Origin of the sequence: Streptomyces thermoviolaceus (assembly GCF_045209695.1) — a bacterium.
GTDB classification, from domain to species: domain Bacteria; phylum Actinomycetota; class Actinomycetes; order Streptomycetales; family Streptomycetaceae; genus Streptomyces; species Streptomyces thermoviolaceus.
Genome location: NZ_CP109280.1, coordinates 5,238,193 through 5,262,935, shown reverse-complemented (window position 1 = coordinate 5,262,935; position 24,743 = coordinate 5,238,193). Strand labels below are relative to the sequence as shown.

12 protein-coding genes, 3 rRNA genes and 1 pseudogene are annotated in these 24,743 nt (G+C 69.1%); 2 read left to right on the top strand and 14 right to left on the bottom strand.

Going from position 1 to position 24,743, the window contains the following annotated elements; translation table 11 throughout:
- Positions 1-150: 150 nt before the first annotated feature.
- From OG899_RS22930 to OG899_RS22910, 5 genes are all read right to left on the bottom strand, one after another.
- Positions 151-2,646, bottom strand: a complete 2,496-nt coding sequence (locus tag OG899_RS22930) for a mannose-1-phosphate guanyltransferase (protein WP_125500281.1) — start codon at positions 2,644-2,646, stop codon at positions 151-153.
- Positions 2,647-2,762: 116 nt separating this feature from the next.
- Positions 2,763-3,371: a CDP-alcohol phosphatidyltransferase family protein gene (locus OG899_RS22925; RefSeq protein ID WP_125500282.1), complete on the bottom strand. Its 609-nt coding sequence runs from the start codon at positions 3,369-3,371 to the stop codon at positions 2,763-2,765.
- A 110-nt stretch (positions 3,372-3,481) separates the two neighbouring features.
- Positions 3,482-3,598 (bottom strand): 5S ribosomal RNA (rrf, locus tag OG899_RS22920).
- A gap of 75 nt (positions 3,599-3,673) precedes the next feature.
- Positions 3,674-6,797: ribosomal RNA gene (locus tag OG899_RS22915) — 23S ribosomal RNA — on the bottom strand.
- 299 nt (positions 6,798-7,096) lie between these two features.
- Positions 7,097-8,624: ribosomal RNA gene (locus OG899_RS22910) — 16S ribosomal RNA — on the bottom strand.
- The 16S, 23S and 5S rRNA genes sit together here, the layout of an rRNA operon.
- A 568-nt stretch (positions 8,625-9,192) precedes the next feature.
- Between OG899_RS22910 and OG899_RS22905 the strand changes: the two genes are divergently transcribed.
- A complete protein-coding gene (locus OG899_RS22905; RefSeq protein WP_125500097.1) occupies positions 9,193-9,642 on the top strand; it encodes a PTS glucose transporter subunit IIA in 450 nt (149 codons plus the stop codon).
- Between the two features lie 107 nt (positions 9,643-9,749).
- Complete coding sequence (gene ptsP, locus OG899_RS22900; protein ID WP_168130699.1) at positions 9,750-11,420, top strand: phosphoenolpyruvate--protein phosphotransferase; 1,671 nt, start codon at positions 9,750-9,752, stop codon at positions 11,418-11,420.
- Positions 11,421-11,594: 174 nt separating this feature from the next.
- On the opposite strand, the gene OG899_RS22895 is transcribed toward ptsP, so the two are convergent.
- The 9 genes and pseudogenes from OG899_RS22895 to OG899_RS22855 all read right to left on the bottom strand — a co-directional run bounded on the left by OG899_RS22895 (position 11,595) and on the right by OG899_RS22855 (position 24,380).
- A complete protein-coding gene (locus OG899_RS22895) occupies positions 11,595-12,488 on the bottom strand; it encodes a hypothetical protein (RefSeq protein WP_125500099.1) in 894 nt (297 codons plus the stop codon).
- Positions 12,489-12,685: 197 nt separating this feature from the next.
- On the bottom strand, positions 12,686-14,668 hold the full coding sequence (locus OG899_RS22890) for an acetoacetate--CoA ligase (protein ID WP_168130700.1): 1,983 nt from the start codon (positions 14,666-14,668) through the stop codon (positions 12,686-12,688).
- 271 nt (positions 14,669-14,939) lie between these two features.
- Positions 14,940-15,470, bottom strand: coding sequence for an NUDIX domain-containing protein (locus OG899_RS22885; RefSeq protein ID WP_229813824.1), 531 nt, complete (start codon positions 15,468-15,470; stop codon positions 14,940-14,942).
- Positions 15,471-15,578: 108 nt separating this feature from the next.
- Complete coding sequence (locus OG899_RS22880; protein ID WP_168130701.1) at positions 15,579-16,400, bottom strand: M15 family metallopeptidase; 822 nt, start codon at positions 16,398-16,400, stop codon at positions 15,579-15,581.
- 88 nt (positions 16,401-16,488) lie between these two features.
- Positions 16,489-17,097 (bottom strand): ATP/GTP-binding protein, encoded by a 609-nt coding sequence (locus OG899_RS22875; protein ID WP_125500102.1) that lies wholly within the window; start codon positions 17,095-17,097, stop codon positions 16,489-16,491.
- Positions 17,081-20,717: pseudogene (locus OG899_RS22870) on the bottom strand (hydantoinase B/oxoprolinase family protein); the annotation flags it as partial. The pseudogene OG899_RS22870 and the gene OG899_RS22875, both read right to left, overlap by 17 nt.
- Before the next feature lie 28 nt (positions 20,718-20,745).
- Positions 20,746-21,141, bottom strand: coding sequence for a DUF742 domain-containing protein (locus tag OG899_RS22865; RefSeq protein ID WP_125500104.1), 396 nt, complete (start codon positions 21,139-21,141; stop codon positions 20,746-20,748).
- A gap of 9 nt (positions 21,142-21,150) precedes the next feature.
- Complete coding sequence (locus OG899_RS22860; protein ID WP_125500105.1) at positions 21,151-21,585, bottom strand: roadblock/LC7 domain-containing protein; 435 nt, start codon at positions 21,583-21,585, stop codon at positions 21,151-21,153.
- Positions 21,582-24,380 (bottom strand): nitrate- and nitrite sensing domain-containing protein, encoded by a 2,799-nt coding sequence (locus OG899_RS22855; protein ID WP_168130703.1) that lies wholly within the window; start codon positions 24,378-24,380, stop codon positions 21,582-21,584. Before OG899_RS22855 ends, OG899_RS22860 begins: the two co-directional genes overlap by 4 nt.
- Positions 24,381-24,743 lie beyond the last annotated feature (363 nt).

Below are 24,743 nucleotides of genomic sequence, written 5' to 3'. Positions count from 1 at the left end.
GAACGGCCCCACCGGCGTGCCGGACAGGCCCGTTGCAGGGGCACTTGTCCGGCACGTGCGTGCTGTCCGTCCGGTCACCGGGTGCCGTCCGCACGGACGGCCGGCGCACGGGCACCGTCCCGCGCGCCGGCCGTCACCGCTCGGTCCGGGTCAGCGTCCGGCGCTGTCGACCACCGCGGACCACTCGTCGAGCAGCGCCTGGGCGGAGGCGTCGTCCGGCCCCTCGGCCCACAGGTGCGTGACCGCCTCGGCCGGGTCCGGCAGCACCATGACCCAGCGGCCGTCGCTCTCGACGACCCGCACACCGTCGGTGGTGTCGACGTGCCGGTCGCCGGCCGCCTCCACCACGGTGCGCATCACCAGGCCCTTGACCGCCCACGGCGTGGCCAGGTCCTTCTTCAGGACGTGGGCGCGCGGGATCCGGGCGTCGATCTGACTGAGCGTGAGCTGGGTGCGGGCCACCAGCCCGATGAGCCGGACGAAGGCCGCCGTGCCGTCGTAGACGCTGCTGAACTCGGGGACGATGAACCCGCCCTTGCCGTCGCCGCCGAAGATCGTGCCCTCCTGACGGCCGACCCGCGTCAGGTCGTCCGGCGAGGTGGTCGTCCACTCGACCTGGGTGCCGTGGTAGGCGGCCACCTGTTCGGCGATCCGCGTGGTGGTCACCGGCAGCGCCACCCGGCCGCTGCGCCGTTCCGCCGCGACCAGGTCGAGCATGACCAGCAGCGCCCGGTCGTCCTCGATGATGCGGCCCTTCTCGTCGACCAGCGACAGCCGCTCGCCGACGGGGTCGAACCGCACACCGAAGGCGGCCCCGGAGGACGCGACGATCTCGCCGAGCCGCACCAGGCCCTTGCGGCGCATCTCCTCGGTCTCCGTCGGCCGGGACTCGTCCAGGCCGGGGTTGATGGTCAGGGAGTCGACGCCGAGCTTGCCCAGCAGGCTCGGCAGGACGAGGCCGGCGCTGCCGTTGGAGGCGTCCACGACGACCTTCAGCCCCGACTCGGCGATCCCGGTGGTGTCGACGTTGCGCAGCAGCGAACCGGTGTAGGAGTCGAAGACGCTGGAGGGGAAGTGCAGGTCGCCGATCTCGCCGGGGAACGCCCGCCGGTACTCCTGGCGGGCGAAGACCCGGTCCAGTTTGCGCTGCCCGGCCTGGGACAGGTCGGCGCCCTGCCCGTCGAAGAACATGATGTCCACCGAGTCCGGCACACCGGGCGTCGTGCGGATCATGATGCCGCCGGCGCTGCCGCGCGCGGTCTGTTCGCGGGCGACGGGCAACGGCACGTTCTCCAGGTCGCGGACGTCGATGGCGCTGGCCTGGAGCGCGGAGATGACGGCACGCTTCAGGGCGCGGGCGCCCCGGGAGTGGTCGCGGGCGGTGGTGACGGTGGCGCCCTTCTTCAGGGTCGTCGCGTAGGCACCGGCGAGGCGTACGGCGAGCTCCGGGGTGATCTCCACGTTGAGGATGCCGGAGACACCACGGGCGCCGAACAGGTGGGCCTGGCCGCGCGATTCCCAGATGACGGAGGTGTTGACGAAGGCACCGGCCTCGATCGTCTTGAACGGGTAGACCCGCACATTGCCCTGCACGATCGATTCTTCACCGATGAGGCATTCGTCGCCGATGACGGCGCCGTCCTCGATGCGTGCGGCACGCATGATGTCGGTGTTCTTGCCGACGACGCAGCCGCGCAGGTTGCTGTGCTGGCCGATGTAGACGTTGTCGTGGACGACGGCCTTGTGCAGGAAGGCGCCGCTCTTGACGACGACGTTGGAGCCGATGACCGTGTGCTCGCGGATCTCTGCGCCGGCCTCCACCTTGGCGTAGTCGCCGATGTAGACAGGCCCGCGCAGCACGGCGTCGGGGTGCACCTCCGCTCCCTCCGCGACCCAGACGCCGGGCGAGATCTCGAAGCCGTCGAGCTGGACGTCGACCTTGCCCTCCAGCACGTCGGCCTGCGCCTTCACATAGCTTTCGTGGGTGCCGACGTCCTCCCAGTAGCCCTCGGCGACATAGCCGTAGATGGGCTTGCCTTCCTTCATCAGCTTCGGGAAGACGTCGCCGGACCAGTCGACGGGGACGTCGGGCTCGACGTAGTCGAAGATCTCCGGCTCCATCACATAGATGCCCGTGTTGACGGTGTCGGAGAAGACCTGTCCCCAGGTCGGCTTTTCCAGGAAGCGTTCGACCTTGCCTTCTTCATCGACGATGGTGATACCGAATTCCAGAGGGTTGGGCACCCGGGTGAGGCACACCGTCACCATGGCGCCTTTTTCCTTGTGGAACCGGATGAGATCGGTGAGGTCGAAGTCGGTCAGCGCATCGCCGGAGATCACCAGGAAGGCATCGTCTTTCAGCGCCTCTTCGGCGTTCTTGACGCTTCCGGCGGTACCGAGTGGCTTCTCCTCGTTGGCATAGGTCAGTTCCATGCCGAGTTCTTCGCCGTCACCGAAGTAGTTCTTGACAAGCGACGCGAGGAACTGCACTGTGACGACGGTCTCGTTGAGCCCATGCCTTTTGAGCAGCCGCAGCACATGCTCCATGATCGGCCGGTTGGCCACTGGCAGCAGCGGCTTCGGCATGCTCGAGGTCATCGGACGAAGGCGCGTGCCTTCTCCTCCGGCCATCACGACGGCCTTCATGTCGGAAGCGTCCTCCTCCAAGAGACGACGATCTAGCCGACGTCACCCGTCCCGATTGTCCCGCACTTTTTCGAGGCGAGCCATCGGAGCCCGTCACGGCTGCTGGAATGGCGAGTTCAGTCGGCCATGGCGTCCGCACGGACCAGGCGGCGGACTTGAACCACGTAGAGGACTCCTGCCCACCAATAGAGCGTCGTACCCCATCCGGCGAACGCCCATCCGAAAATAGCAGCGAGTGACGGGATCCATCCACTTCCGTCACTGAGCAACAGCAGGGGGAAGGCGTACATGAGGCTGAAGGTCGCGGCCTTGCCGAGGAAGTTGACCTGGGGCGGCGGGTAGCCGTGGCGGCGGAGCACGCCGACGGCCACGAGAAGCATCAATTCCCGGGCCAGGAGGACCGCGGTCAGCCAGATCGGCAGGATGTCGCGCCAGGTCAGCCCGACGAGGGTGGACAGGACGTAGAGGCGGTCCGCCGCGGGGTCGAGCAGCCGGCCCAGGCTGCTGATCTGGTTCCACCGGCGGGCCAGCTTGCCGTCCAGATAGTCGCTGACGCCGCTCAGGGCGAGCACCAGCAGCGCCCAGCCGTCGCTCTCGGGGCCGCCGAACTCAGGCCTGAGAATCAGCCACAGGAAGAGGGGCACGCCGACGAGCCGTGCCATGCTGAGGATGTTGGGGACGGTGAGGACCCGGTCTGTCTGGATCCGGGTCTCCTGGACCTCCACCCGGGAGCCTCCTGGAGGAATGGGACGACATTGCCTCCTGACCTTACCGCAACGTAAAAAAGCTCTGGCTCCCGGGCTGTTCTTGCCCAGGAGCCAGAGCTCCAAAAATAGTCCGGCGGCGTCCTACTCTCCCACAGGGTCCCCCCTGCAGTACCATCGGCGCTGTAAGGCTTAGCTTCCGGGTTCGGAATGTAACCGGGCGTTTCCCCTACGCTATGACCACCGAAACACTATGAAACAATCAACCAACCAGCCATCGGCTGTTCATTGCTTCAGAACCAACACAGTGAACGCGAGCACCTGAGGACAAGCCCTCGGCCTATTAGTACCGGTCACCTCCACCAGTCACCTGGCTTCCAGATCCGGCCTATCAACCCAGTCATCTACTGGGAGCCTTACCCCATCAAGTGGGTGGGAGCCCTCATCTCGAAGCAGGCTTCCCGCTTAGATGCTTTCAGCGGTTATCCCTCCCGAACGTAGCCAACCAGCCATGCCCTTGGCAGAACAACTGGCACACCAGAGGTTCGTCCGTCCCGGTCCTCTCGTACTAGGGACAGCCCTTCTCAAGACTCCTACGCGCACAGCGGATAGGGACCGAACTGTCTCACGACGTTCTAAACCCAGCTCGCGTACCGCTTTAATGGGCGAACAGCCCAACCCTTGGGACCGACTCCAGCCCCAGGATGCGACGAGCCGACATCGAGGTGCCAAACCATCCCGTCGATATGGACTCTTGGGGAAGATCAGCCTGTTATCCCCGGGGTACCTTTTATCCGTTGAGCGACGGCGCTTCCACAAGCCACCGCCGGATCACTAGTCCCGACTTTCGTCCCTGCTCGACCCGTCGGTCTCACAGTCAAGCTCCCTTGTGCACTTACACTCAACACCTGATTGCCAACCAGGCTGAGGGAACCTTTGGGCGCCTCCGTTACCCTTTAGGAGGCAACCGCCCCAGTTAAACTACCCATCAGACACTGTCCCTGATCCGGATCACGGACCCAGGTTAGACATCCAGCACGACCAGACTGGTATTTCAACGACGACTCCACCCGAACTGGCGTCCAGGCTTCACAGTCTCCCAGCTATCCTACACAAGCCGAACCGAACACCAATATCAAACTGTAGTAAAGGTCCCGGGGTCTTTCCGTCCTGCTGCGCGAAACGAGCATCTTTACTCGTAGTGCAATTTCACCGGGCCTATGGTTGAGACAGTCGAGAAGTCGTTACGCCATTCGTGCAGGTCGGAACTTACCCGACAAGGAATTTCGCTACCTTAGGATGGTTATAGTTACCACCGCCGTTTACTGGCGCTTAAGTTCTCAGCTTCGCCGGCCCGAAAGCCAGCTAACCGGTCCCCTTAACGTTCCAGCACCGGGCAGGCGTCAGTCCGTATACATCGCCTTACGGCTTCGCACGGACCTGTGTTTTTAGTAAACAGTCGCTTCTCGCTGGTCTCTGCGGCCAACCCCAGCTCCGAGCGCAAGGCCCACCACCAGGACTGGCCCCCCTTCTCCCGAAGTTACGGGGGCATTTTGCCGAGTTCCTTAACCATAGTTCACCCGAACGCCTCGGTATTCTCTACCTGACCACCTGAGTCGGTTTAGGGTACGGGCCGCCATGAAACTCGCTAGAGGCTTTTCTCGACAGCATAGGATCATCCACTTCACCACAATCGGCTCGGCATCAGGTCTCAGACTCAATGGCATGCGGATTTACCTACACACCGTCCTACACCCTTACCCCGGGACAACCACCGCCCGGGATGGACTACCTTCCTGCGTCACCCCATCACTCACCTACTACCAGCTCGGGCCACCGGCTCCACCACTCCCACCAACAGCAAAGCTGAAGACGGGCGGCTTCACGGGCTTAGCATCACTGGATTCGATGTCGGGCGCTTCACAGCGGGTACCGGAATATCAACCGGTTATCCATCGACTACGCCTGTCGGCCTCGCCTTAGGTCCCGACTTACCCTGGGCAGATCAGCTTGACCCAGGAACCCTTGGTCAATCGGCGCACACGTTTCTCACGTGTGAATCGCTACTCATGCCTGCATTCTCACTCGTCAACCGTCCACAACTCGCTTCCACGGCTGCTTCACCCGGCAGACGACGCTCCCCTACCCAACCCAGCGGGCGTTAACCCACATGCTGGATTGACACGACTTCGGCGGTACGCTTGAGCCCCGCTACATTGTCGGCGCGGAATCACTAGACCAGTGAGCTATTACGCACTCTTTCAAGGATGGCTGCTTCTAAGCCAACCTCCTGGTTGTCTCTGCGACTCCACATCCTTTCCCACTTAGCGCACGCTTAGGGGCCTTAGTCGATGCTCTGGGCTGTTTCCCTCTCGACCATGGAGCTTATCCCCCACAGTCTCACTGCCGCGCTCTCACTTACCGGCATTCGGAGTTTGGCTAAGGTCAGTAACCCGGTAAGGCCCATCGCCTATCCAGTGCTCTACCTCCGGCAAGAAACACACGACGCTGCACCTAAATGCATTTCGGGGAGAACCAGCTATCACGGAGTTTGATTGGCCTTTCACCCCTAACCACAGGTCATCCCCCAGGTTTTCAACCCTGGTGGGTTCGGTCCTCCACGAAGTCTTACCTCCGCTTCAACCTGCCCATGGCTAGATCACCCCGCTTCGGGTCTTGAGCGTGCTACTCAAACGCCCTCTTCGGACTCGCTTTCGCTACGGCTACCCCACCCGGGTTAACCTCGCAACACACCGCAAACTCGCAGGCTCATTCTTCAAAAGGCACGCAGTCACGACTGACGGGAAAACCCGCCAGCGACGCTCCCACGGCTTGTAGGCACACGGTTTCAGGTACTATTTCACTCCCCTCCCGGGGTACTTTTCACCATTCCCTCACGGTACTATCCGCTATCGGTCACCAGGGAATATTTAGGCTTAGCGGGTGGTCCCGCCAGATTCACACGGGATTTCTCGGGCCCCGTGCTACTTGGGAATCACTCAAGCGAGCCGCACAGATTTCGACTACGGGGGTCTTACCCTCTACGCCAGGCCTTTCGCATGCCCTTCGCCTATCCATACGGTTTCTCACTCGCCCCACGGCCGGCAGACCGTGGAAGAGCAACCCCACAACCCCGCATACGCAACCCCTGCCGGGTCTCACACGCATACGGTTTGGCCTCATCCAGTTTCGCTCGCCACTACTCCCGGAATCACGGTTGTTTTCTCTTCCTGCGGGTACTGAGATGTTTCACTTCCCCGCGTTCCCTCCACACTGCCTATGTGTTCAGCAGCGGGTGACAGCCCATGACGACTGCCGGGTTTCCCCATTCGGACACCCCCGGATCAAAGCCTGGTTGACGACTCCCCGGGGCCTATCGCGGCCTCCCACGTCCTTCATCGGTTCCTGGTGCCAAGGCATCCACCGTGCGCCCTTAAAAACTTGGCCACAGATGCTCGCGTCCACTGTGCAGTTCTCAAACAACGACCAGCCACCCGTCACAGCCCACTTCCGCAGACCTACACCGGGGCCGGCACTGAGGAAAACCTCGTTCCCTCAGGACCCAACAGCGTGCCCGACATCCCCAGCCCTCACACCCGCGTTCCACGCCCCGAAGAGCAGTACTAACCGTGCAAGCAAGCCACGAATGCCGAATAGTCAACGTTCCACCCATGAGCAACCAGTGCGAGACACTCGCTCACATACTGGCCTCTGGACTGCCGAAGCAGCCAAGAAGTGCTCCTTAGAAAGGAGGTGATCCAGCCGCACCTTCCGGTACGGCTACCTTGTTACGACTTCGTCCCAATCGCCAGTCCCACCTTCGACAGCTCCCTCCCACAAGGGGTTGGGCCACCGGCTTCGGGTGTTACCGACTTTCGTGACGTGACGGGCGGTGTGTACAAGGCCCGGGAACGTATTCACCGCAGCAATGCTGATCTGCGATTACTAGCGACTCCGACTTCATGGGGTCGAGTTGCAGACCCCAATCCGAACTGAGACCGGCTTTTTGAGATTCGCTCCACCTCACGGTATCGCAGCTCTTTGTACCGGCCATTGTAGCACGTGTGCAGCCCAAGACATAAGGGGCATGATGACTTGACGTCGTCCCCACCTTCCTCCGAGTTGACCCCGGCGGTCTCCCGTGAGTCCCCAGCACCACAAGGGCCTGCTGGCAACACGGGACAAGGGTTGCGCTCGTTGCGGGACTTAACCCAACATCTCACGACACGAGCTGACGACAGCCATGCACCACCTGTACACCGACCACAAGGGGGCACCCATCTCTGGATGTTTCCGGTGTATGTCAAGCCTTGGTAAGGTTCTTCGCGTTGCGTCGAATTAAGCCACATGCTCCGCCGCTTGTGCGGGCCCCCGTCAATTCCTTTGAGTTTTAGCCTTGCGGCCGTACTCCCCAGGCGGGGCACTTAATGCGTTAGCTACGGCACGGACAACGTGGAATGCTGCCCACACCTAGTGCCCACCGTTTACGGCGTGGACTACCAGGGTATCTAATCCTGTTCGCTCCCCACGCTTTCGCTCCTCAGCGTCAGTATCGGCCCAGAGATCCGCCTTCGCCACCGGTGTTCCTCCTGATATCTGCGCATTTCACCGCTACACCAGGAATTCCGATCTCCCCTACCGAACTCTAGCCTGCCCGTATCGACTGCAGACCCGGAGTTAAGCCCCGGGCTTTCACAACCGACGCGACAAGCCGCCTACGAGCTCTTTACGCCCAATAATTCCGGACAACGCTTGCGCCCTACGTATTACCGCGGCTGCTGGCACGTAGTTAGCCGGCGCTTCTTCTGCAGGTACCGTCACTTGCGCTTCTTCCCTGCTGAAAGAGGTTTACAACCCGAAGGCCGTCATCCCTCACGCGGCGTCGCTGCATCAGGCTTGCGCCCATTGTGCAATATTCCCCACTGCTGCCTCCCGTAGGAGTCTGGGCCGTGTCTCAGTCCCAGTGTGGCCGGTCGCCCTCTCAGGCCGGCTACCCGTCGTCGCCTTGGTGAGCCGTTACCTCACCAACAAGCTGATAGGCCGCGGGCTCATCCTGCACCGCCGGAGCTTTCCACCCAGAGACCATGCGGTCCTGGGTCGTATCCGGTATTAGACCCCGTTTCCAGGGCTTGTCCCAGAGTGCAGGGCAGATTGCCCACGTGTTACTCACCCGTTCGCCACTAATCCACCCCCGAAGGGGCTTCATCGTTCGACTTGCATGTGTTAAGCACGCCGCCAGCGTTCGTCCTGAGCCAGGATCAAACTCTCCGTGAATGCCTACCGGTGATCCGGTTCACACACACGGGAGCGGAACCAGAGGAAGGAATAATTCCTCCGGTTCACAGCGTCCTCGCTGTGTTTTCAAAGGAACCCAGTCACCGAAACCGAAGTTTCGGCAGACGGGGCATCAACATATCTGGCGTTGACTTTTGGCACGCTGTTGAGTTCTCAAGGAACGAACGCTTCCTTCGTACTCACCCTCTCGGGCTTTCCTCCGGGCGTTTTCCCTTCGGCGTCTCCGACTCTATCAGGCTTTTCCGTTCTCCCTGACCACCCTCCGGCAGGCATGCCGAAAGTGATCCCGAGATAGGATCTGACAGATCGGGTTCCACCCGGTCGAGGACGTCCGACGGCGTCTCTCGCCCCCAGGCAGGGCATCGACTCTACAGGGGGCGGCAGACGCCGTGCAAATGAGGTTCTTTGGTGGTCTAGACCACCAAGGGAAGCTGTCGTAAGCTCTCGCCCGGCTCCGGTACTTACCGTGACATACCCTGCACAACAGGCGTGCCGTCCGACGACCGCGGGAACGGCCGCTTCGATCTCCACCCCTGGGAGGCTTCCCATGACCACCGTGACGTCCCCGATCGCCGGACGTGCCATCGGACTGGCCGCCGTGCCGGACCCCGTCTTCTCCGGCGCCATGGTCGGCCCCGGGACGGCGATCGATCCGGTGCGTGAGCCGTGCGAGGCCGTGTCTCCCGTGGACGGTGTGATCGTCTCGCTGCACGCCCATGCCTTCGTCGTCGTCGACGACGAGGGGCACGGGGTGCTGACCCACCTCGGCATCGACACCGTGCAGCTGGGCGGCGCCGGCTTCGAACTCCTGGTGAACAAGGGGGACAGGGTGACCCGCGGGCAGGCCGTGGTGCGCTGGAACCCGGCCGACGTGGAGGCCGCGGGCAAGTCCCCGGTCTGCCCGGTCGTGGCCCTGGAGGCCACCGCGGAGGCGCTCTCCGGCCTGCACGACAGCGGCGACGTGACGGTCGGCGACGTTCTCTTCGTCTGGGAGTGAGGCCCCTTCCCGTCCCATGACGCCGCGGGGACGGCGGGGACGGCGAGGGCGCCGGCAGGAAGACCACCGCGGCGGCACCGCCGCCGCACTCATCGGAGACGGGTGACATGGAGACAACCCTGCGAGGCGTCGGTGTGAGCCACGGCGTGGCGATCGGCGAGGTCCGGCACATGGGAACGGCGGTGCTGGAGCCGCCGGCCAAGCAGATTCCGGCCGAGGAGGCGGAGCGTGAACAGGGGCGCGCCCGCCGGGCCGTGGAGGCGGTGGCGGCCGATCTGATGGCCCGGGGCAATCTGGCCGGCGGCGAGGCCCAGGCGGTGCTCGAGGCGCAGGCCATGATGGCGCAGGACCCCGAACTGATCGCGGACGTGGAGCGGCGCATCGCGGTGGGGAGCACGGCGGAGCGTGCCGTCTACGACGCGTTCGCCGCCTACCGTGATCTGCTGGCCGGTGCCGGTGAGTACCTGGCCGGCCGGGTGGCCGACCTGGACGATGTGCGGAACCGGATCGTCGCGCGGCTGCTCGGCGTGCCCATGCCGGGAGTGCCGGACAGCGACCGGCCCTATGTGCTGGTGGCGCGGGATCTGGCTCCGGCCGACACGGCGTTGCTGGACCCGGCGCTCGTGCTGGGCTTCGTGACGGAGGAGGGCGGCCCGACGAGCCACAGCGCGATCCTGGCGCGGGCGCTCGGCGTGCCGGCCGTGGTGGCGCTGCCCGGTGCGGCCGAGCTGGCCGAGGGCACGGTGATCGCGGTGGACGGCAGCACCGGGGAGGTCTTCGTCGACCCGAGCGAGGACAGGAAGAGGCAGCTGCAGGCGCTGGCCGCCGAGCGCAAGGCCGCGCTGGCCGCCTCGACGGGTCCCGGTGCCACCTCCGACGGGCACAAGGTGCCGCTGCTGGCCAACATCGGTGGTCCGGCCGATGTGGCGGCGGCCGTGGAGGCCGGTGCGGAGGGTGTCGGTCTGTTCCGGACCGAGTTCCTCTTCCTCGACGACCACAAGAAGGCTCCGTCGCTGGAGAAGCAGGTCGCCGCCTACCGACAGGTGCTGGAGGCCTTCCCGGAGGGCCGGGTGGTGGTGCGGGTGCTCGACGCGGGCGCGGACAAGCCGCTGGAGTTCCTGACGCCGGCCGACGAGCCGAACCCGGCGCTCGGCGTGCGGGGGCTGCGGACGCTGCTGGACCACCCGGAGGTGCTGCACACCCAGCTGACCGCGCTGGCCCGGGCCGCCGAGGGGCTGCCGGTCCACCTGGAGGTCATGGCGCCGATGGTCGCGGACCGTGCCGATGCGAAGGCGTTCGCGGACGCGTGCCGTGCGGCGGGGCTGCGGGCCAAGTTCGGTGCCATGGTCGAGGTGCCGTCCGCGGCGCTGCGGGCGCGCTCGGTGCTGCAGGAGGTCGAGTTCCTGTCGCTGGGGACGAACGACCTGGCGCAGTACACCTTCGCCGCGGACCGCCAGGTGGGTGCGGTGTCCCGGCTGCAGGACCCCTGGCAGCCCGCCCTGCTCGACCTGGTGGCCATGGCCGCGGAGGCGGCGCGGGCCGAGGGCAAGAGCTGCGGTGTGTGCGGCGAGGCCGCGTCGGATCCACTGCTGGCGTGTGTGCTGACGGGTCTGGGCGTCACCTCCCTGTCCATGGGTGCGGCGTCGATCCCGTACGTGCGGGCGACGCTGGCCAAGCACACGCTGGCGCAGTGCGAGCGTGCGGCGGCGGCCGCGCGGGCCACGGACAGCGCCGCGGAGGCGCGGGCTGCCGCGCAGGCGGTGCTGTCCGGAGAGTGACCGGCCGGGTCGCCGGGCGACGGCCGTGGTCCGTGGGGCGCTCCACCGTCGAGTGGAGCGCCCCACGGCGTTCACCGGCCGTGTCCGTTCACCGGCTGTGTCCTCGGAGGCGGCCGGTTGCCGGGACCGCTGCGTCGCCTCCGCGGTGCCGGAGCCGTGCGGTGTCGGTGGGGTTCAGTGCTGGTGCGGGGGTGCCGTCGCGCTGTCGCCCAGGTCGGGCGGTGCGGTGTAGTCGACGCCGGATTCGGGGGCGACCAGGTCGCCGGAGTCCATGTCGGTGCAGTAGGCGTCGAAGACCTCGGCCGCGGTCAGGGGCTCCAGTCCGTGGCCGCGCAGGCGCCAGCCGTAGACACGGTCCGGCGCTCCCGGTGCTGTGGTGCGCATGACGAGGCCGCCGGGGCGGTGCGTGGCGAGACCGACGGCGAGGACCGCGGTCAGCTCCATCGCCTCGGTGTCGTCGAACCGGTGGGATCCGTCGGCCTCCTGGTCCGCGCGCAGGACCGCGAGCAGGGTCTCCGGTGCGGCGGTGACACTGCAGACGAGGTGGCGGTGGCCCGGTGGTGCGGTGTCGAGGATGCGGGCGAGCAGGTGCGCGGCCCGTGTGTACGTGGTGTGGCCGATGTCCGCCCCGCAGACGGCGCACCGGCCGAGCCGGGCGAGCACCTGGGAGGCGTACTCCCAGGTGGCGCGGCGTACGGCCGCGTCGACGAGGTCGGGGACGAGTTCCGCGAGTGGCCGGCCGTCGTAGGGAACGGTCGCACCGCCGGTGGCGAGTTCGGCGGCGAAGCGGGCGCGGCTCGCGGGGGTGTCGGGGTCGATGCCGGTGTCCGCGCAGTAGGCGGCGTACTCCTCGGGGTCGAGGAGGGCCACGGTGGTGTGACTTCCCTGTGCGGCCCGGGCTTCGAGGAGGGCTTCGACCTGTCGCAGATAGGTGTGGTGGTCGTCGAAGGTGAAGCTGCGGTAGCGCCGCATGGCGCGGAAGTCGTCCTCGTCGGCGAGCAGGCCGATGGTGCCGGCCATCTCCTGGCGCAGGACGCGTCGCATCGTCCGGTGGTCGGTGTCCGCCATGTCTCCCCCTGTGCACATGGTCGATCGGTGCTCAATGCTCACTCACCGTAATCGACGGCACTGACAACGCCTCCGTCGAGGACGTCCCGGTACCGCGGGAGAGGACCGTACGTGGGCGTGACGGTGCAGGTCACAGGGTGACCGCACCGCCACCCGTCGGCCGGGAGGGCAGAGGGTGGCGGTGACGGTGCGTGAGTTCAGGCGCGCGTACGTCTGGCGCGGGTGCGGGCCAGGTCCTCGTAGAAGCGCAGCAGATCGAGGTCGTCCACGGAGCCGGGGTTGACCGCCTTGTCCAGCGGGGTGCCCTGGAGCAGGCGCTTGACGGGGACCTCGATGCGCTTGCCGGTGAGGGTGTGGGGGACCCCGGGCACCTCGATGATCTCGTCGGGGACGTGGCGCGGGGAGAGCTGCTCGCGGATCGTCCGCTTGATCCTGGTCACGAGATCCTCGTCGAGGACGGCCCCGGGGGTCAGGTGCACGAAGAGGGGCATCCAGTAGCCGCCGTCGGGCTGTTCGAGGCCGATGACCAAGGATTCCTTGATCTCCGGGAGCCGCTCGACGGCTTCGTAGATGTCGGCGGAGCCCATCCGTACGCCCTGGCGGTTGAGCGTGGAGTCGGAGCGGCCGTGGATGATCACGGAGCCCCGGGAGGTGAGGGTGATCCAGTCGCCGTGGCGCCAGACGCCGGGGTACATGGCGAAGTAGCTGTCGTGATAGCGGCTGCCGTCGGGGTCGTTCCAGAAGCGGATCGGCATGGACGGCATGGGGTTGGTGACGACCAGCTCTCCGACCTCGTCGGTCAGCGGCTTGCCGGCCGGGTCCCAGGACTGCAGGTCGGTGCCGAGGCAGGCCGCCTGCAGCTCTCCGGTGTACACCGGGAGGGTGGGGACGGCTCCGGCGAAGCAGGAGCACACGTCGGTGCCGCCGCTGACGGAGGCGATCCACAGGTCGGCGCGGACCTCGTCGTGCAGCCAGCGGAATCCGTCGGGCGGCAGCGGGGAGCCGGTGGTGGCCACGCACCGGATGCGGGACAGGTCGTAGTCGCGGGCCGGGTGGACGTCGTTCTTGCGGCAGGCCATGACGTAGGCGGCCGAGGTGCCGAAGAAGGTGGCGCCGGTGCGCTCGGCCACCCGCCACTGGGCGCCCGGTTCGGGGTGGCCGGGGCTGCCGTCGTAGAGGACGATCGTCGCGCCCACCAGCAGGCCGGAGACGAGGAAGTTCCACATCATCCAGCCGGTCGAGGTGTACCAGAAGAAACGGTCCCCGGGGCCGAGGTCGCTGTGCAGGCCGAGCTGTTTGAGGTGCTCGACCAGGATGCCGCCCTGGGACTGCACGATGGCCTTGGGCAGGCCGGTGGTGCCGGAGGAGTACAGCACCCACAGGGGGTGGTCGAACGGCACCTGTTCGAAGACGGGCTCGGTGTCGGCGCCGGTCAGCGCGGACCATTCCAGGGCGCCCTCGGGGGGTTCGGTGCCGAGCAGGGGGATGTGGACGACGGCGCGCAGGCTGGGCAGTTCGCGGCGCAGTTCGGCGACGACGGCGCGGCGGTCGTGTTCCTTGCCGCCGTAGCGGTAGCCGTCGACGGTGAACAGCACGACCGGTTCGACCTGCTGGAAGCGGTCCAGGACGCTGCGGGCGCCGAAATCGGGGGCGCAGGAGGTCCACACGGCGCCGACCGCGGCGGTGGCGAGGAGAGCGACGGCGGCCTGGGGGATGTTCGGCAGGTAGCCGCTGACCCGGTCGCCGGGGCGCACGCCGAGGGCGCGCAGCTCGGCGGCGAGGGAGCCCACCTGGCGGCGCAGCTCGGCCCAGGTCACGGGGCGGGGTTCGTGGGTCTCGTCGACGTGCAGCAGCGCCGGTTCGTCCGCACGGGTCGCGGCGGCGCGCAGGGCGTGCTCGGCGTAGTTCAGGGTGGCTCCGGGGAACCACTGGGCGCCGGGCATGGCGCGGTCGCCGAGGACGCGGGTGAAGGGGGTGCTGAACCGGACGTCGAACCACTCCGTGACGGCACGCCAGAACGTCTCCAGCTCGTCGACGGACCAGCGGTGCAGGGCCGGGTATCCGCCCTCGGCCGGTGCGCCGTGGTGTTCCGCCGCCCAGGCCTGGAATGTCGTGATCCGTGCCTGGGCGATCCGCTGCGGGTCGGGCTGCCAGAGCGGCGAAGGGTTCGCGGTCGTCATGGGGCGGCTCCTGGACTGTGCGCGTCGTGTGCGTCGTTCCGCGCACGGGCCGGGGTGTGCGCGTGACGCGGCTGACACGGACGATGCCACGTGATCGACTCCCGCACCAGGGTGCGCCACAGATAGTCCGTGTCGTGAGGATGTGGTCCGAGCCCGGTGATGCCGAGGCGGGGGCCGGGGCCTGGGGCGCAGCGGCCTGCTCGGCGCGCCGTCCCGCGCGATGCGCGTCCGAAAGGGGCGGGGCGGCGGGGCCTGCGGGGCCGGCCCGGGGTCAGAGGTACCGGCCCTCGAAGAAGGCCCGTACCGCGCGGGTGTGCAGGGGGAAGACCAGCTCCGCGGGCCGGCGCAGCAGGTGCCGGCCCTCCGTCTCGTCGGTGGGGGCCGAGGGCGGCAGGGTGTCGGCGGGGCGTTCGGGGAGCAGGCCGAAGAGGATGAGGTGGCCGTCGGGCGCGCTCATGGCGTCGGCCAGCCGTACGTCGCGGGCGGCCGCCTCGATGCCGGTCTCCTCCCGCAGTTCGCGGACGACGGCGTGCCGCCAGTCCTCCCCGTGGTCGATGTAGCCGCCGGGCAGCGCCGGTCCCACGGGGTCGACGGTCCGGGTGATCACGACCAGTGCGGTGCCCCGGGTGTCGTACACGGGTTGCAGGGCCACCGCGACGGGCAGCGGGTTGCCGTAGGCGACGTCCCCGCAGGCGGGGCAGGTGCGGGGCCAGCCGGAGACGCCCTCGCCGTAGGGCGCCCCGCAGCTCGAACAGTGGGAATGGGCCACGGATGTGACAGTCGGCTGCTGTTTCTCGGACACGCGCGGACTGTATCCGATCAGCAGCAGGCACATTTCCGTCACAGCCGGTCTGCCGTCATCACCGCTTCGCCGGGCGCCCGGCGGCCGTACCTCGCGGTGGTCCTCCGTTCAGCGGCCGGGGGGCAGGGAGGCGCGGGAGACCGGGAAGTCGAAGTAGGTGTCCGGGTAGGGCTCGGGCTGGTACGTGTAGTGCCACCACTCCTCGGCGAGGTTGACGAAGCCGAGTTTCTCCAGGGTGGACTTCAGCAGCAGGCGGTTGGCGCGCTGCTGTCCCTGGATGCGGGGGTCGAGGGTGTGGGCGAGGGTGTCGAAGCAGTCGAAGCCGGTGCCCATGTCCAGGGAGTTGTCCTCGAAGCGCTCCTCCTGGGGCGCGTAGCAGGGCACGAGGGGCTGTCCGGGGACGTAGGGGCGGGTCGGCCGCGCCGGGAGCGGGACGATCGTCAGGTCGACCGTGGAGCCGCGGCTGTGGCCGGACTTCTCCGCGATGTAGCCGTCCTCGAACAGCCGGGTCTTGTCCACGCGCGGGTAGAACTCGTCCTTCATCTTGCGGTCGTCGAGGTCCTCGGCCCAGCGGACGAAGTGGTCGACGGCGCGCTGCGGCCGGTAGCAGTCGTAGACCTTCAGCGAGTGGCCCTGGCGCAGCAGCTGCTGCTGGGCGCGGTGCAGGGCCTCGGCGGCGGGGCGGGTCAGGATGCACAGCGGCTGCCGGTAGCCGTCGATGCGTTCCCCGACGAAGTTGTGCGGGGTGAAGTAGCGGATCTCCTGGACGATCGTCGGGTCGACGCTGCTGAGCGCGACGAAGTCGCCGGGTGCCCGCGGATCGTCGTGGTGCTGCGGGGCGGCGGACGCGGTGGCGGAGGCGGTGGTGAGGGTGAGCAGCGCCGCGACGGCGGTGACCGTGGTGCGCAGGAGACGCGTCAGGGATGTCATGTCTCCTACATATCGGGTGCGGGGGTCCGCCGGGAAGATCCACCGGGACGGCCGTCGGCGTCGGCTGCGCCGTCCCGGTGTCCGCGGCTCAGGTGGTGACCTGACGCCGGGCCGCGACCGCCGCGTGCTGCCGGGCGTGCTGGACGACCGCGGCCAGGACCTGTTTGACCGACTCCCGCTCGCGTGCGTCGCACAGCACCACCGGGATCGACGGGTCCAGGTCGAGGGCCTCGCGGACGTCCTCGACCGGGTAGCGGACGGCCCCCTCGAAGCAGTTGACGCCGACCACGAACGGGATCGCGCGCCGTTCGCAGTAGTCGACGGCGGGGAAGCAGTCCTCCAGTCGGCGGGTGTCGGCCAGCACCACCGCGCCGAGCCCCCCCTCGGTCAGCTCCTCCCACATGAACCAGAACCGCTCCTGGCCCGGGGTGCCGAACAGATACAGCACCAGGTCCTCGCGCACCGTGATCCGCCCGAAGTCCAGTGCGACCGTGGTGGTTCGCTTGCCCTCGACTCCGGCGAGGTCGTCGACCGGGCGGCCCGCCTCGGTGAGCACCTCCTCGGTGCGCAGCGGCCTGATCTCGCTGACCGCGCCGACGAAGGTGGTCTTGCCCACGCCGAAGCCACCGGCCACCAGGATCTTGAGCGTGACCGGCTCGACGGGTGCCTTGCCCGGTACGGAACGCCCGCGGATCATCGATGTGTCTCTCCTGCTCGCTGAGGGTCGTCCGGCACGGGGCCGTAGCCCCCGCCGCCAGGGGTCTCGACGACGAGCACATCGCCCGCCGCGACCTCGGCCGTGTCGCTTCCGGCGAGTTCGACGACCGTACCGTCCGCGCGCTCCACCCGGGCCGCGCCCAGGGCGCCGGGCCGGCCGCCCGCCATGCCGTAGGGCGGCACCCGGCGGTGCTGTGCCAGCGTGGTGACGGTCATCGGCTCCAGGAAGCGGATGCGGCGCACCGCTCCGTCTCCGCCGCGCCAGCGTCCGGCGCCGCCGCTGCCGTGACGGACCGAGAACTCCTCCAGGCGCACCGGCAGCCGCCATTCGAGGACCTCGGGGTCGGTGAGCCGGGAGTTGGTCATATGGGTCTGCACGACGCTCGCCCCGTCGAAGCCCTCCCCCGCGCCCGAGCCGGAGGCGACCGTCTCGTAGTACTGGTGGCGGTCGTTGCCGAAGGTGACGTTGTTCATGGTGCCGGAGCCCTCCGCCTGGACGCGCAGGGCGGCGTACAGCGCCCCGGTGATCGCCTGGGAGGTCTCCACATTGCCGGCGACGACCGCGGCCGGCGGCTCGGGGCTGAGCATGGTGCCGGGCGGGACGACGATGCGCAACGGGCGCAGGCAGCCGTCGTTGAGGGGGATGTCGTCGGCGACGAGGGTGCGGAAGACGTACAGGACGGCCGCGTCGACGACGGCGCGCGGTGCGTTGACGTTGGTGGGCTGCTGCGGTGAGGTGCCGGTGAAGTCGATGGTCGCCGAGCGGCCGGCGCGGTCCACGCTCACCCGTACCTCGATCACCGCACCCGCGTCGGTCTCGTAGGTGTACGCGCCGTCGTCCAGGGCGTCGACGACCCGGCGCACGGCCTCCTCGGCGTTGTCCTGGACGTGCTTCATGTAGGCCTGGACGACGTCGAGCCCGAACTCCTCGATCATGCGGCCGACCTCGTCGACGCCCTTCTGGTTGGCGGCGATCTGGGCGCGCAGGTCGGCGAGGTTGGTGTCGGGGTCGCGGGAGGGGTACGGGCCCGAGGTGAGCAGGCGGCGGGTCTCCTCCTCGCGCAGGCGGCCGCCCTCGGCGAGCAGCCAGGTGTCGAAGAGGACGCCCTCCTCCTCGATGGTGCGGCTGCGGGCGGGCATGGAGCCCGGGGCGATGCCGCCGATCTCGGCGTGATGGCCGCGGGAGGCGACGTAGAACAGGATCCGCTCGCCGTCACCGCCGCCGGAGGTGTCGAAGACCGGGGTGATGACGGTGATGTCGGGCAGGTGGGTGCCGCCGTGGTAGGGGTCGTTGACCGCATAGGCGTCCCCGGGCCGCATCCGCCCCCGGCGGCGCCGGATCACCTCCTTGACGCTGGTTCCCATCGAGCCCAGGTGGACGGGGATGTGCGGGGCGTTGGCCACCAGGTTGCCGTCCGGGTCGAACAGGGCGCAGGAGAAGTCCAGGCGCTCCTTGATGTTGACCGACTGGGCCGTGGACTGCAGGCGGGCCCCCATCTGTTCGGCGATGGACATGAAGAGGTTGTTGAACACCTCGAGCAGGACGGGATCGGCCCGGGTGCTCAGCTTCGCGCTCTCGGGGGCCGTCACCCGTTCCATGACCAGGTGGCCGCCGGCGCGGACGGTGGCCCGCCAGCCGTCGTCGACGACGGTGGTCGCACTGGCCTCGGTGATGATCGCGGGGCCGGTGACGGTGGCGCCCTGCGGCAGCTCCTCGCGGCGGTGCAGGGGCACCTCGCGCCAGGCTCCGCCGGTGTGCAGCCGGACGGTCGTCGCAGGGGTGCCGTTCGCGGGGGCGCCGGCGCACGGGGCGAGGGCGGACAGGTCGGGGGGTTCGGTGACGCCGGTGGCCTCCACCTCGAGGGACTCCACGACGACGGGGCGGTCCAGGGTGAAGGAGTAGGTGCGGCGGTGGAGCTCCTCGAACTCCGCGCGCATGCCCGCGGCGTCGGTGAGGGCGACGGTCAGGGGGGTGTCGGTGCCGTCGTAGCGCAGCCGGGCGCGCCGGGTGACGCGGACGGCTTCGTCGGGGACGTCCTCGGCGCGCAGTTCGGCGCGGGCCGCGCGCTCCAGGTCGTCGGCGGTGCGCATCACCCGCGGCAGGGCGGCCTCGTCCAGGGGGGCCTCGACGGACTGCTCGCGCAGGGCGGTGATGTCGGCGAGACCGATGCCGAGGGCGGAGAGCACACCGGCCATGGGCGGGACCAGGACGGTGCGGATGCCCAGGGCGTCGGCGACCTGGCAGGCGTGCTGCCCGCCCGCGCCGCCGAAGGTGGTCAGGGCGTAGCGGGTGACGTCGTGCCCCTTCTGCACGGAGATCCGCTTGATGGCGTTGGCGATGCCGGCGACGGCGATCCGCAGATAGCCCTCGGCGACCTGCTCGGGGGTGCGGTCGTCGCCGGTGTGCCGGCGGATCGTCTCGGCGAGGGCGGTGAAGCGTTCCCGCACCAGGGCGTCGTCCAGGGGCTGATCGCCTCCGGGCCCGAAGACGTGGGGGAAGTGCTGCGGCTGGATGCGGCCGAGCATGACGTTGGCGTCGGTGAGGGCGAGCGGGCCGCCGCCGCGGTAGCAGGCGGGGCCGGGGTCGGCGCCGGCGGAGTCCGGGCCGACCCGGTAGCGGGAGCCGTCGAAGTGCAGCACGGAGCCGCCGCCGGCGGCCACGGTCTGGATGTCCAGCATGGGGGCCTGCAGCCGGACGCCGGCGATCTGCACGGTCGGGACGCGTTCGTACGCGCCCGCGTAGTGGGAGACGTCGGTGGAGGTGCCACCCATGTCGAAGCCGATCACCCGGTCGTAGCCGGCCAGCCGGGACAGGCGGGCCATGCCGACGATGCCGCCCGCGGGCCCGGAGAGCACGGCGTCCTTGCCGCGGAACTGCCCGGCCTCGGCGAGCCCCCCGTTGGACTGCATGAACAGCAGCCGCACTCCGCTCAGCTCGTCGGCGACCTGGCGGACGTAGCGGCGCAGCACGGGCGAGAGATAGGCGTCGACGACGGCGGTGTCGCCGCGCGGGACGAGTTTCATCAAGGGGCTGACCTCGCTGGACAGCGAGATCTGCGGGAAGCCGATGCGCTCGGCCAGCGCGCCGACGGCCCGCTCGTGCTGAGGGTGGAGATGGGCGTGCAGGCAGACGACGGCGACGGCGCGGATGCCGTCGTCGTACGCCTGCCGCAGCGGGCCGGCGAGGGCGTCGAGGTCCACGGGGCGCAGCACGGTGCCGTCGGCGGCGATCCGCTCGTCCACCTCGATCACCCGCTCGTACAGCAGCTCGGGCAGCTCGATGCGGCGGGCGAAGATGTGCGGGCGGTTCTGGTAGGCGATGCGCAGGGCGTCCCGGAAACCGCGGGTGACGACCAGGACGGTCCGCTCCCCCGTGCGCTGGAGCAGGGCGTTGGTGGCCACGGTGGTGCCCATGCGGACGGAGTCGACCGGTGCGGCGGAGCCGTCCAGGAGCGCGTGGACGCCGGCGACGGCCGCGTCGGCGTACCGCGCGGGGTTGTCGGACAGCAGCTTGTGCGTGAGCAGGCGGCCGTCCGGGCGGCGCGCGACGACGTCGGTGAAGGTGCCGCCCCGGTCGATCCAGAACTGCCAGCCTGCCACGTCGCTACCCCGCTTCCGTGCGTGCCGCTCACAGCGCCCGCAGGCCGTTGATCACATCGCGCAGAATACTCTCGTCCACCAGTTCCGCAGGCGGTACGGGGCGGTTGACGTACACGTACCCCTGGTCCAGCAGGTCACCGACGAGCACGCGGACCACGCCGACGGGCAGATCGAGGTCCGCGGCCAGTTCGGCGACCGTCTGCGGGGTGTCACGGCACCGTTCGACGATCTCCACGTGCTCCGGGGACAGCGCGTCGTCCGTGTCCGGGTCGTCCGCGTCGGGTTCGGTGACGACCACCGCGATCAGGTCCAGGCGGTGCTGGGCAGCATGGCTGGTGCGCCCCCGCGTCATGGCGTAGGGGCGGACCACCGGTCCGGCCTCGTCGTCGAACCAGTGGTGCCCTGCCTGACCGTCCCTGCTCATGCCTTCCCACTACCCGGCGGAGGGCAGGTCGGTGCGCGGGGCGGACCCCAGGTGCGCGCCGACCCGCTTGACCAGGAGAGTCATCTCGTAGGCGATCTGACCGATGTCCGCCTCGGCCTCCGACAGCACGGCCAGGCAGCTGCCGTCGCCGGCGGCCGTGACGAACAGGAAGGCCTCGTCGAGTTCGACGACCGTCTGGCGGACCCCGCCGGCGTCGAAGTGCCGGCCCACTCCCTTGGCGAGGCTGTGGAAGCCGGAGGCCACCGCGGCCAGGTGCTCGCTGTCCTCGCGGGTGAGGTCCTTGGACACGCCCGTCGGCAGGCCGTCGCTGGACAGGACCATGGCCTTGCGGATGCTCGTGACCCGTTCCACGAGGTCGTCCAGGAGCCAGTTCAGCTCCTTCTTGTCGGTCGCGCTCTGGCCGGTCGCCTTCGGTGCGGTCATCGACCGTCCCCCTTAGTCGTTCCTGGTGCTGTGCTGTCGTCGCGGGTGTCGTCACCCGCGGCGTTCTCCTGCCGGCCGCGCTGCCAGCCCCGCTGGAGCGAGGCCATGCGGGCGCGGACCTGTTCGGCGTCCCGTTCGGCCGGATCGGCCCGGCGGGCGGTGCGCCGTCGCGGAGTCTGCTGGAGCTGCTGGGCGAGGCTCGCCTGCCGCACCCGCCGGGGCAGCGGCCGGGCGGCGGGCGCGCCGTCCTCGTCGGCGGGGGTCCGGGCGGGCCCGGATGCGGCGGTCCCCGGGGCGGCCTGCTCCTCCCGCTCCCCGGGCACGGCCCGGGCGGGACCCTCCGGTGCCCCGGCGGACGTGCTGCGCCGGCGCGGCAGCGCGGGCAGCGGTGAGGGTGCGGGGCTGGTGCCGTTGTCGCTGTCGCTGTCGCTGTCGCTCGGGGAGCGTGGCGCGTCGCCCGGTTCGCGGAGGGAGGGGTCCGGCTGCTCGGCGACCGGGCGGCCGGGCGAGCCGACCGGCTTCGGCGTCCGTCGCCTGCGGGGCAACGGCACCGGCCGGCCGGGCGCCTCGTCCTCGTCGTTCCCCGTGTCCGCGCTGTCCGTACGGGGCCGAACCGGGGCGGGGCGCGGGCGGAACGATCCAGCTGCGGCGTCCTGCTCGCCGGGGGCGGCCAGGGCCTGTTCCTTCGCGTCCGCGGCCGGGGTCTGCTCCTCCGCGTCCGTGCCGGACGGGGCCTCGGCGTCCCCCGCTTCCTCGGGCTCCTCGGGTCCCTCGGCCTCCTCCGGCAGCCGGGGCAGCCGTACGGGGGCCTCGGTCTGCTCCGTCCCGCGGCGGTCCTCCGGCTGCCTCCTCCCGGTGAGGCGGGGCCGGTCGAGGCGGAAGCCGACGCCGTTGGTGTCGGGGACGTCGTCGGTCAGCAGCGCGTCGGGGATGAGGACGACCGCGGTGATGCCGCCGTAGGGGGACAGCTGGAGGGAGACGCGGACGTTCTGCCGCCGGGCCAGGCGGCTGACCACGAACAGGCCGAGCCGGTCGGTCTCGGACGGTTCGAACTCCGGGGTCTCGGCGAGCCGGAGGTTGGCCTCCATCAGGGCCTCGGGCGGCATGCCCAGACCCCGGTCGTGGATCTCCACGCTGAAACCGCTGGGGACCCGTTCGCCGACGACCTGCACGGTCGTGTGCGGCGGGGAGAACACCGTGGCGTTCTCCAGGAGTTCGGCGAGCAGATGAGTCAGGTCGCCGACCGCCGGGCCGGTGACGGCGATGCGCGGCAGCCGGCGGACCTCGACGCGTTCGTAGGCCTCGACCTCGGCGACCGCGGCACGGACGACGTCCATGAGCTGCACGGGCCGGCGCCACTGCCGGGTCGGTGCGGCCCCGGAGAGGATCACCAGGCCCTCGGCGTGCCGGCGCATGCGGGTGGTGAGGTGGTCGAGGCGGAACAGGTCGGCCAGCTCGTCGGTGTCCTCGGTGCGGCGTTCCATGGCGTCGAGGAGGGTGAGCTGGCGGTGCAGCAGCACCTGGCTGCGGCGGGCGAGGTTGACGAAGACCTGGGAGAGGCCGACGCGGAGTTCGGCCTGTTTCGCGGCGGCCTCGACGGCGGCCCGGTGCAGGGTGTCGACGGCCTGGGCGACCTCGCCGATCTCGTTCCGGTCGTGGGTGAGCTGCGGCACCTCGGCGGCGACGTCGATCTGTTCGCCGGCCGACAGGCGGCGCATCACCTCGGGCAGGCGGACGGAGGCGGCCTCGTGGGCCTGGGCGCGCAGCCGCTTGAGGTCGCGGATCAGCTCGCGGCCGAAGCGCACGGACACCAGCAGGGAGAGCAGCAGGGTCAGCAGACCGAGCCCGCAGGAGACGACCGCCTTCACAACGATCCCGGTCTCGACCGGGCCGACGCGGTCCTCGTAGCGGTTGGCGGACTGTTCACCGAGGGCGGACAGGTCGCCGAGGGCGTTCGCTGCGGCCGCGTCCCAGCTCTTCGCCGTCACTCCCCGGGGCGGCCCGGAGTCGGCCTCGGCGGCCGCCTGCTCGGCGGTGCGCACCGGGGCGGAGGAGGCGTCGGACCAGAACCGCTGGTAGCGCTCGCGTTCCGAGGCGGGCAGCAGCGGCAGGCTGACGTCGTACAGCAGGGTGCGCTGGGCGACGAGTTCGGCCACGATCCGGCTCTCGTCACGGGTGAGGGTGCCGGTGACCAGGGCGGAGCCGAGCACCGCGTCCTCGCGGGAGAGCAGCTCGCGGGCGCGGCCGAGGTCGACCAGCGCGTGGTACTCGCGGGCGAGGCGGGCGTCGTCGGTGACGTGCAGCCCGGCGAGCAGGTCGAAGCAGGGGTCGACCAGGCGGTCGTACAGGTCCAGGGCCTGGGCGCGGTCGACGGTGCGGTCGTCGACGCTGCGGCGCAGGTCGTCCAGGCCGTTCAGGGCGTCGATCACGGCGGTCAGGCGTCCTGCGCCGCCGGTGCCCAGCACGCCGCGGACCTTCGGGTCGCGGGCGGCGCTGCGCAGCTGGGCGACGGCCTCGTCGGTGGCGGTGCGGCTGCGGCGCAGCGCGGTGAGGGCGCCGGAGTCACCGGGGCCGGCGAGGTGGACGAGGGTGCGGCGGCGTTCTTGCTGCAGCACGCGGACGGTGTCCCCGGCGGGGCGGGCGACCTGCTCCGCCACGGACGAGGTGGCGAGGAGCCGGGCCGCCTGGCGTCCGGTGATCACGGTCGCGAAGGCCCAGACGACGGTCAGCGACAGCAGCGGCACGAGCAGCAGCGCCACGATCTTCCTGCGGATGGACTTCCCGCGAAAGCGCATGGCCTCCCCCAGCTCGCCCCCTTGGGCCGGGGGTGTACCTGTGCGTCACGAAACGGCGCGAGCCTACTACCGACCACCGGATTATTCGAAGAGCCGACCGGAACGCAAACGTCCGTTCTCGGTCGCGACCGGGTCGACTCGTCCCGGCACGACGGTCGTCCGGGCCGGAAGGGGGATGTACCGGACGGGTGCCGTTGTGCGAGGTTCGGGGGTGAGGGTCCGGTATGTTCCGGCGGGCGGGAATCTTCACGGCCTGCCGTGCGTCCTTGTCGGTGGCGACGGCGCATCGGGACGGTCCGGGGCGCACCGGACGCGCGACGTCACCACGGCCGGGCGGGGTACCGGCCGGTGCCCAGGCGTGAA

What these genes read in the sequence shown, in the direction of transcription:
- OG899_RS22930 (WP_125500281.1), bottom strand. Translation starts at nt 2,646, where the DNA reads ATGAAGGCCGTCGTGATGGCCGGAGGAGAAGGCACGCGCCTTCGTCCG.
- OG899_RS22905 (WP_125500097.1), top strand. Translation starts at nt 9,193, where the DNA reads ATGACCACCGTGACGTCCCCGATCGCCGGACGTGCCATCGGACTGGCC.
- ptsP (WP_168130699.1), top strand. Translation starts at nt 9,750, where the DNA reads ATGGAGACAACCCTGCGAGGCGTCGGTGTGAGCCACGGCGTGGCGATC.
- OG899_RS22895 (WP_125500099.1), bottom strand. Translation starts at nt 12,488, where the DNA reads ATGGCGGACACCGACCACCGGACGATGCGACGCGTCCTGCGCCAGGAG.
- OG899_RS22890 (WP_168130700.1), bottom strand. Translation starts at nt 14,668, where the DNA reads ATGACGACCGCGAACCCTTCGCCGCTCTGGCAGCCCGACCCGCAGCGG.
- OG899_RS22880 (WP_168130701.1), bottom strand. Translation starts at nt 16,400, where the DNA reads ATGACATCCCTGACGCGTCTCCTGCGCACCACGGTCACCGCCGTCGCG.
- OG899_RS22875 (WP_125500102.1), bottom strand. Translation starts at nt 17,097, where the DNA reads ATGATCCGCGGGCGTTCCGTACCGGGCAAGGCACCCGTCGAGCCGGTC.
- OG899_RS22865 (WP_125500104.1), bottom strand. Translation starts at nt 21,141, where the DNA reads ATGAGCAGGGACGGTCAGGCAGGGCACCACTGGTTCGACGACGAGGCC.
- OG899_RS22860 (WP_125500105.1), bottom strand. Translation starts at nt 21,585, where the DNA reads ATGACCGCACCGAAGGCGACCGGCCAGAGCGCGACCGACAAGAAGGAG.
- OG899_RS22855 (WP_168130703.1), bottom strand. Translation starts at nt 24,380, where the DNA reads ATGCGCTTTCGCGGGAAGTCCATCCGCAGGAAGATCGTGGCGCTGCTG.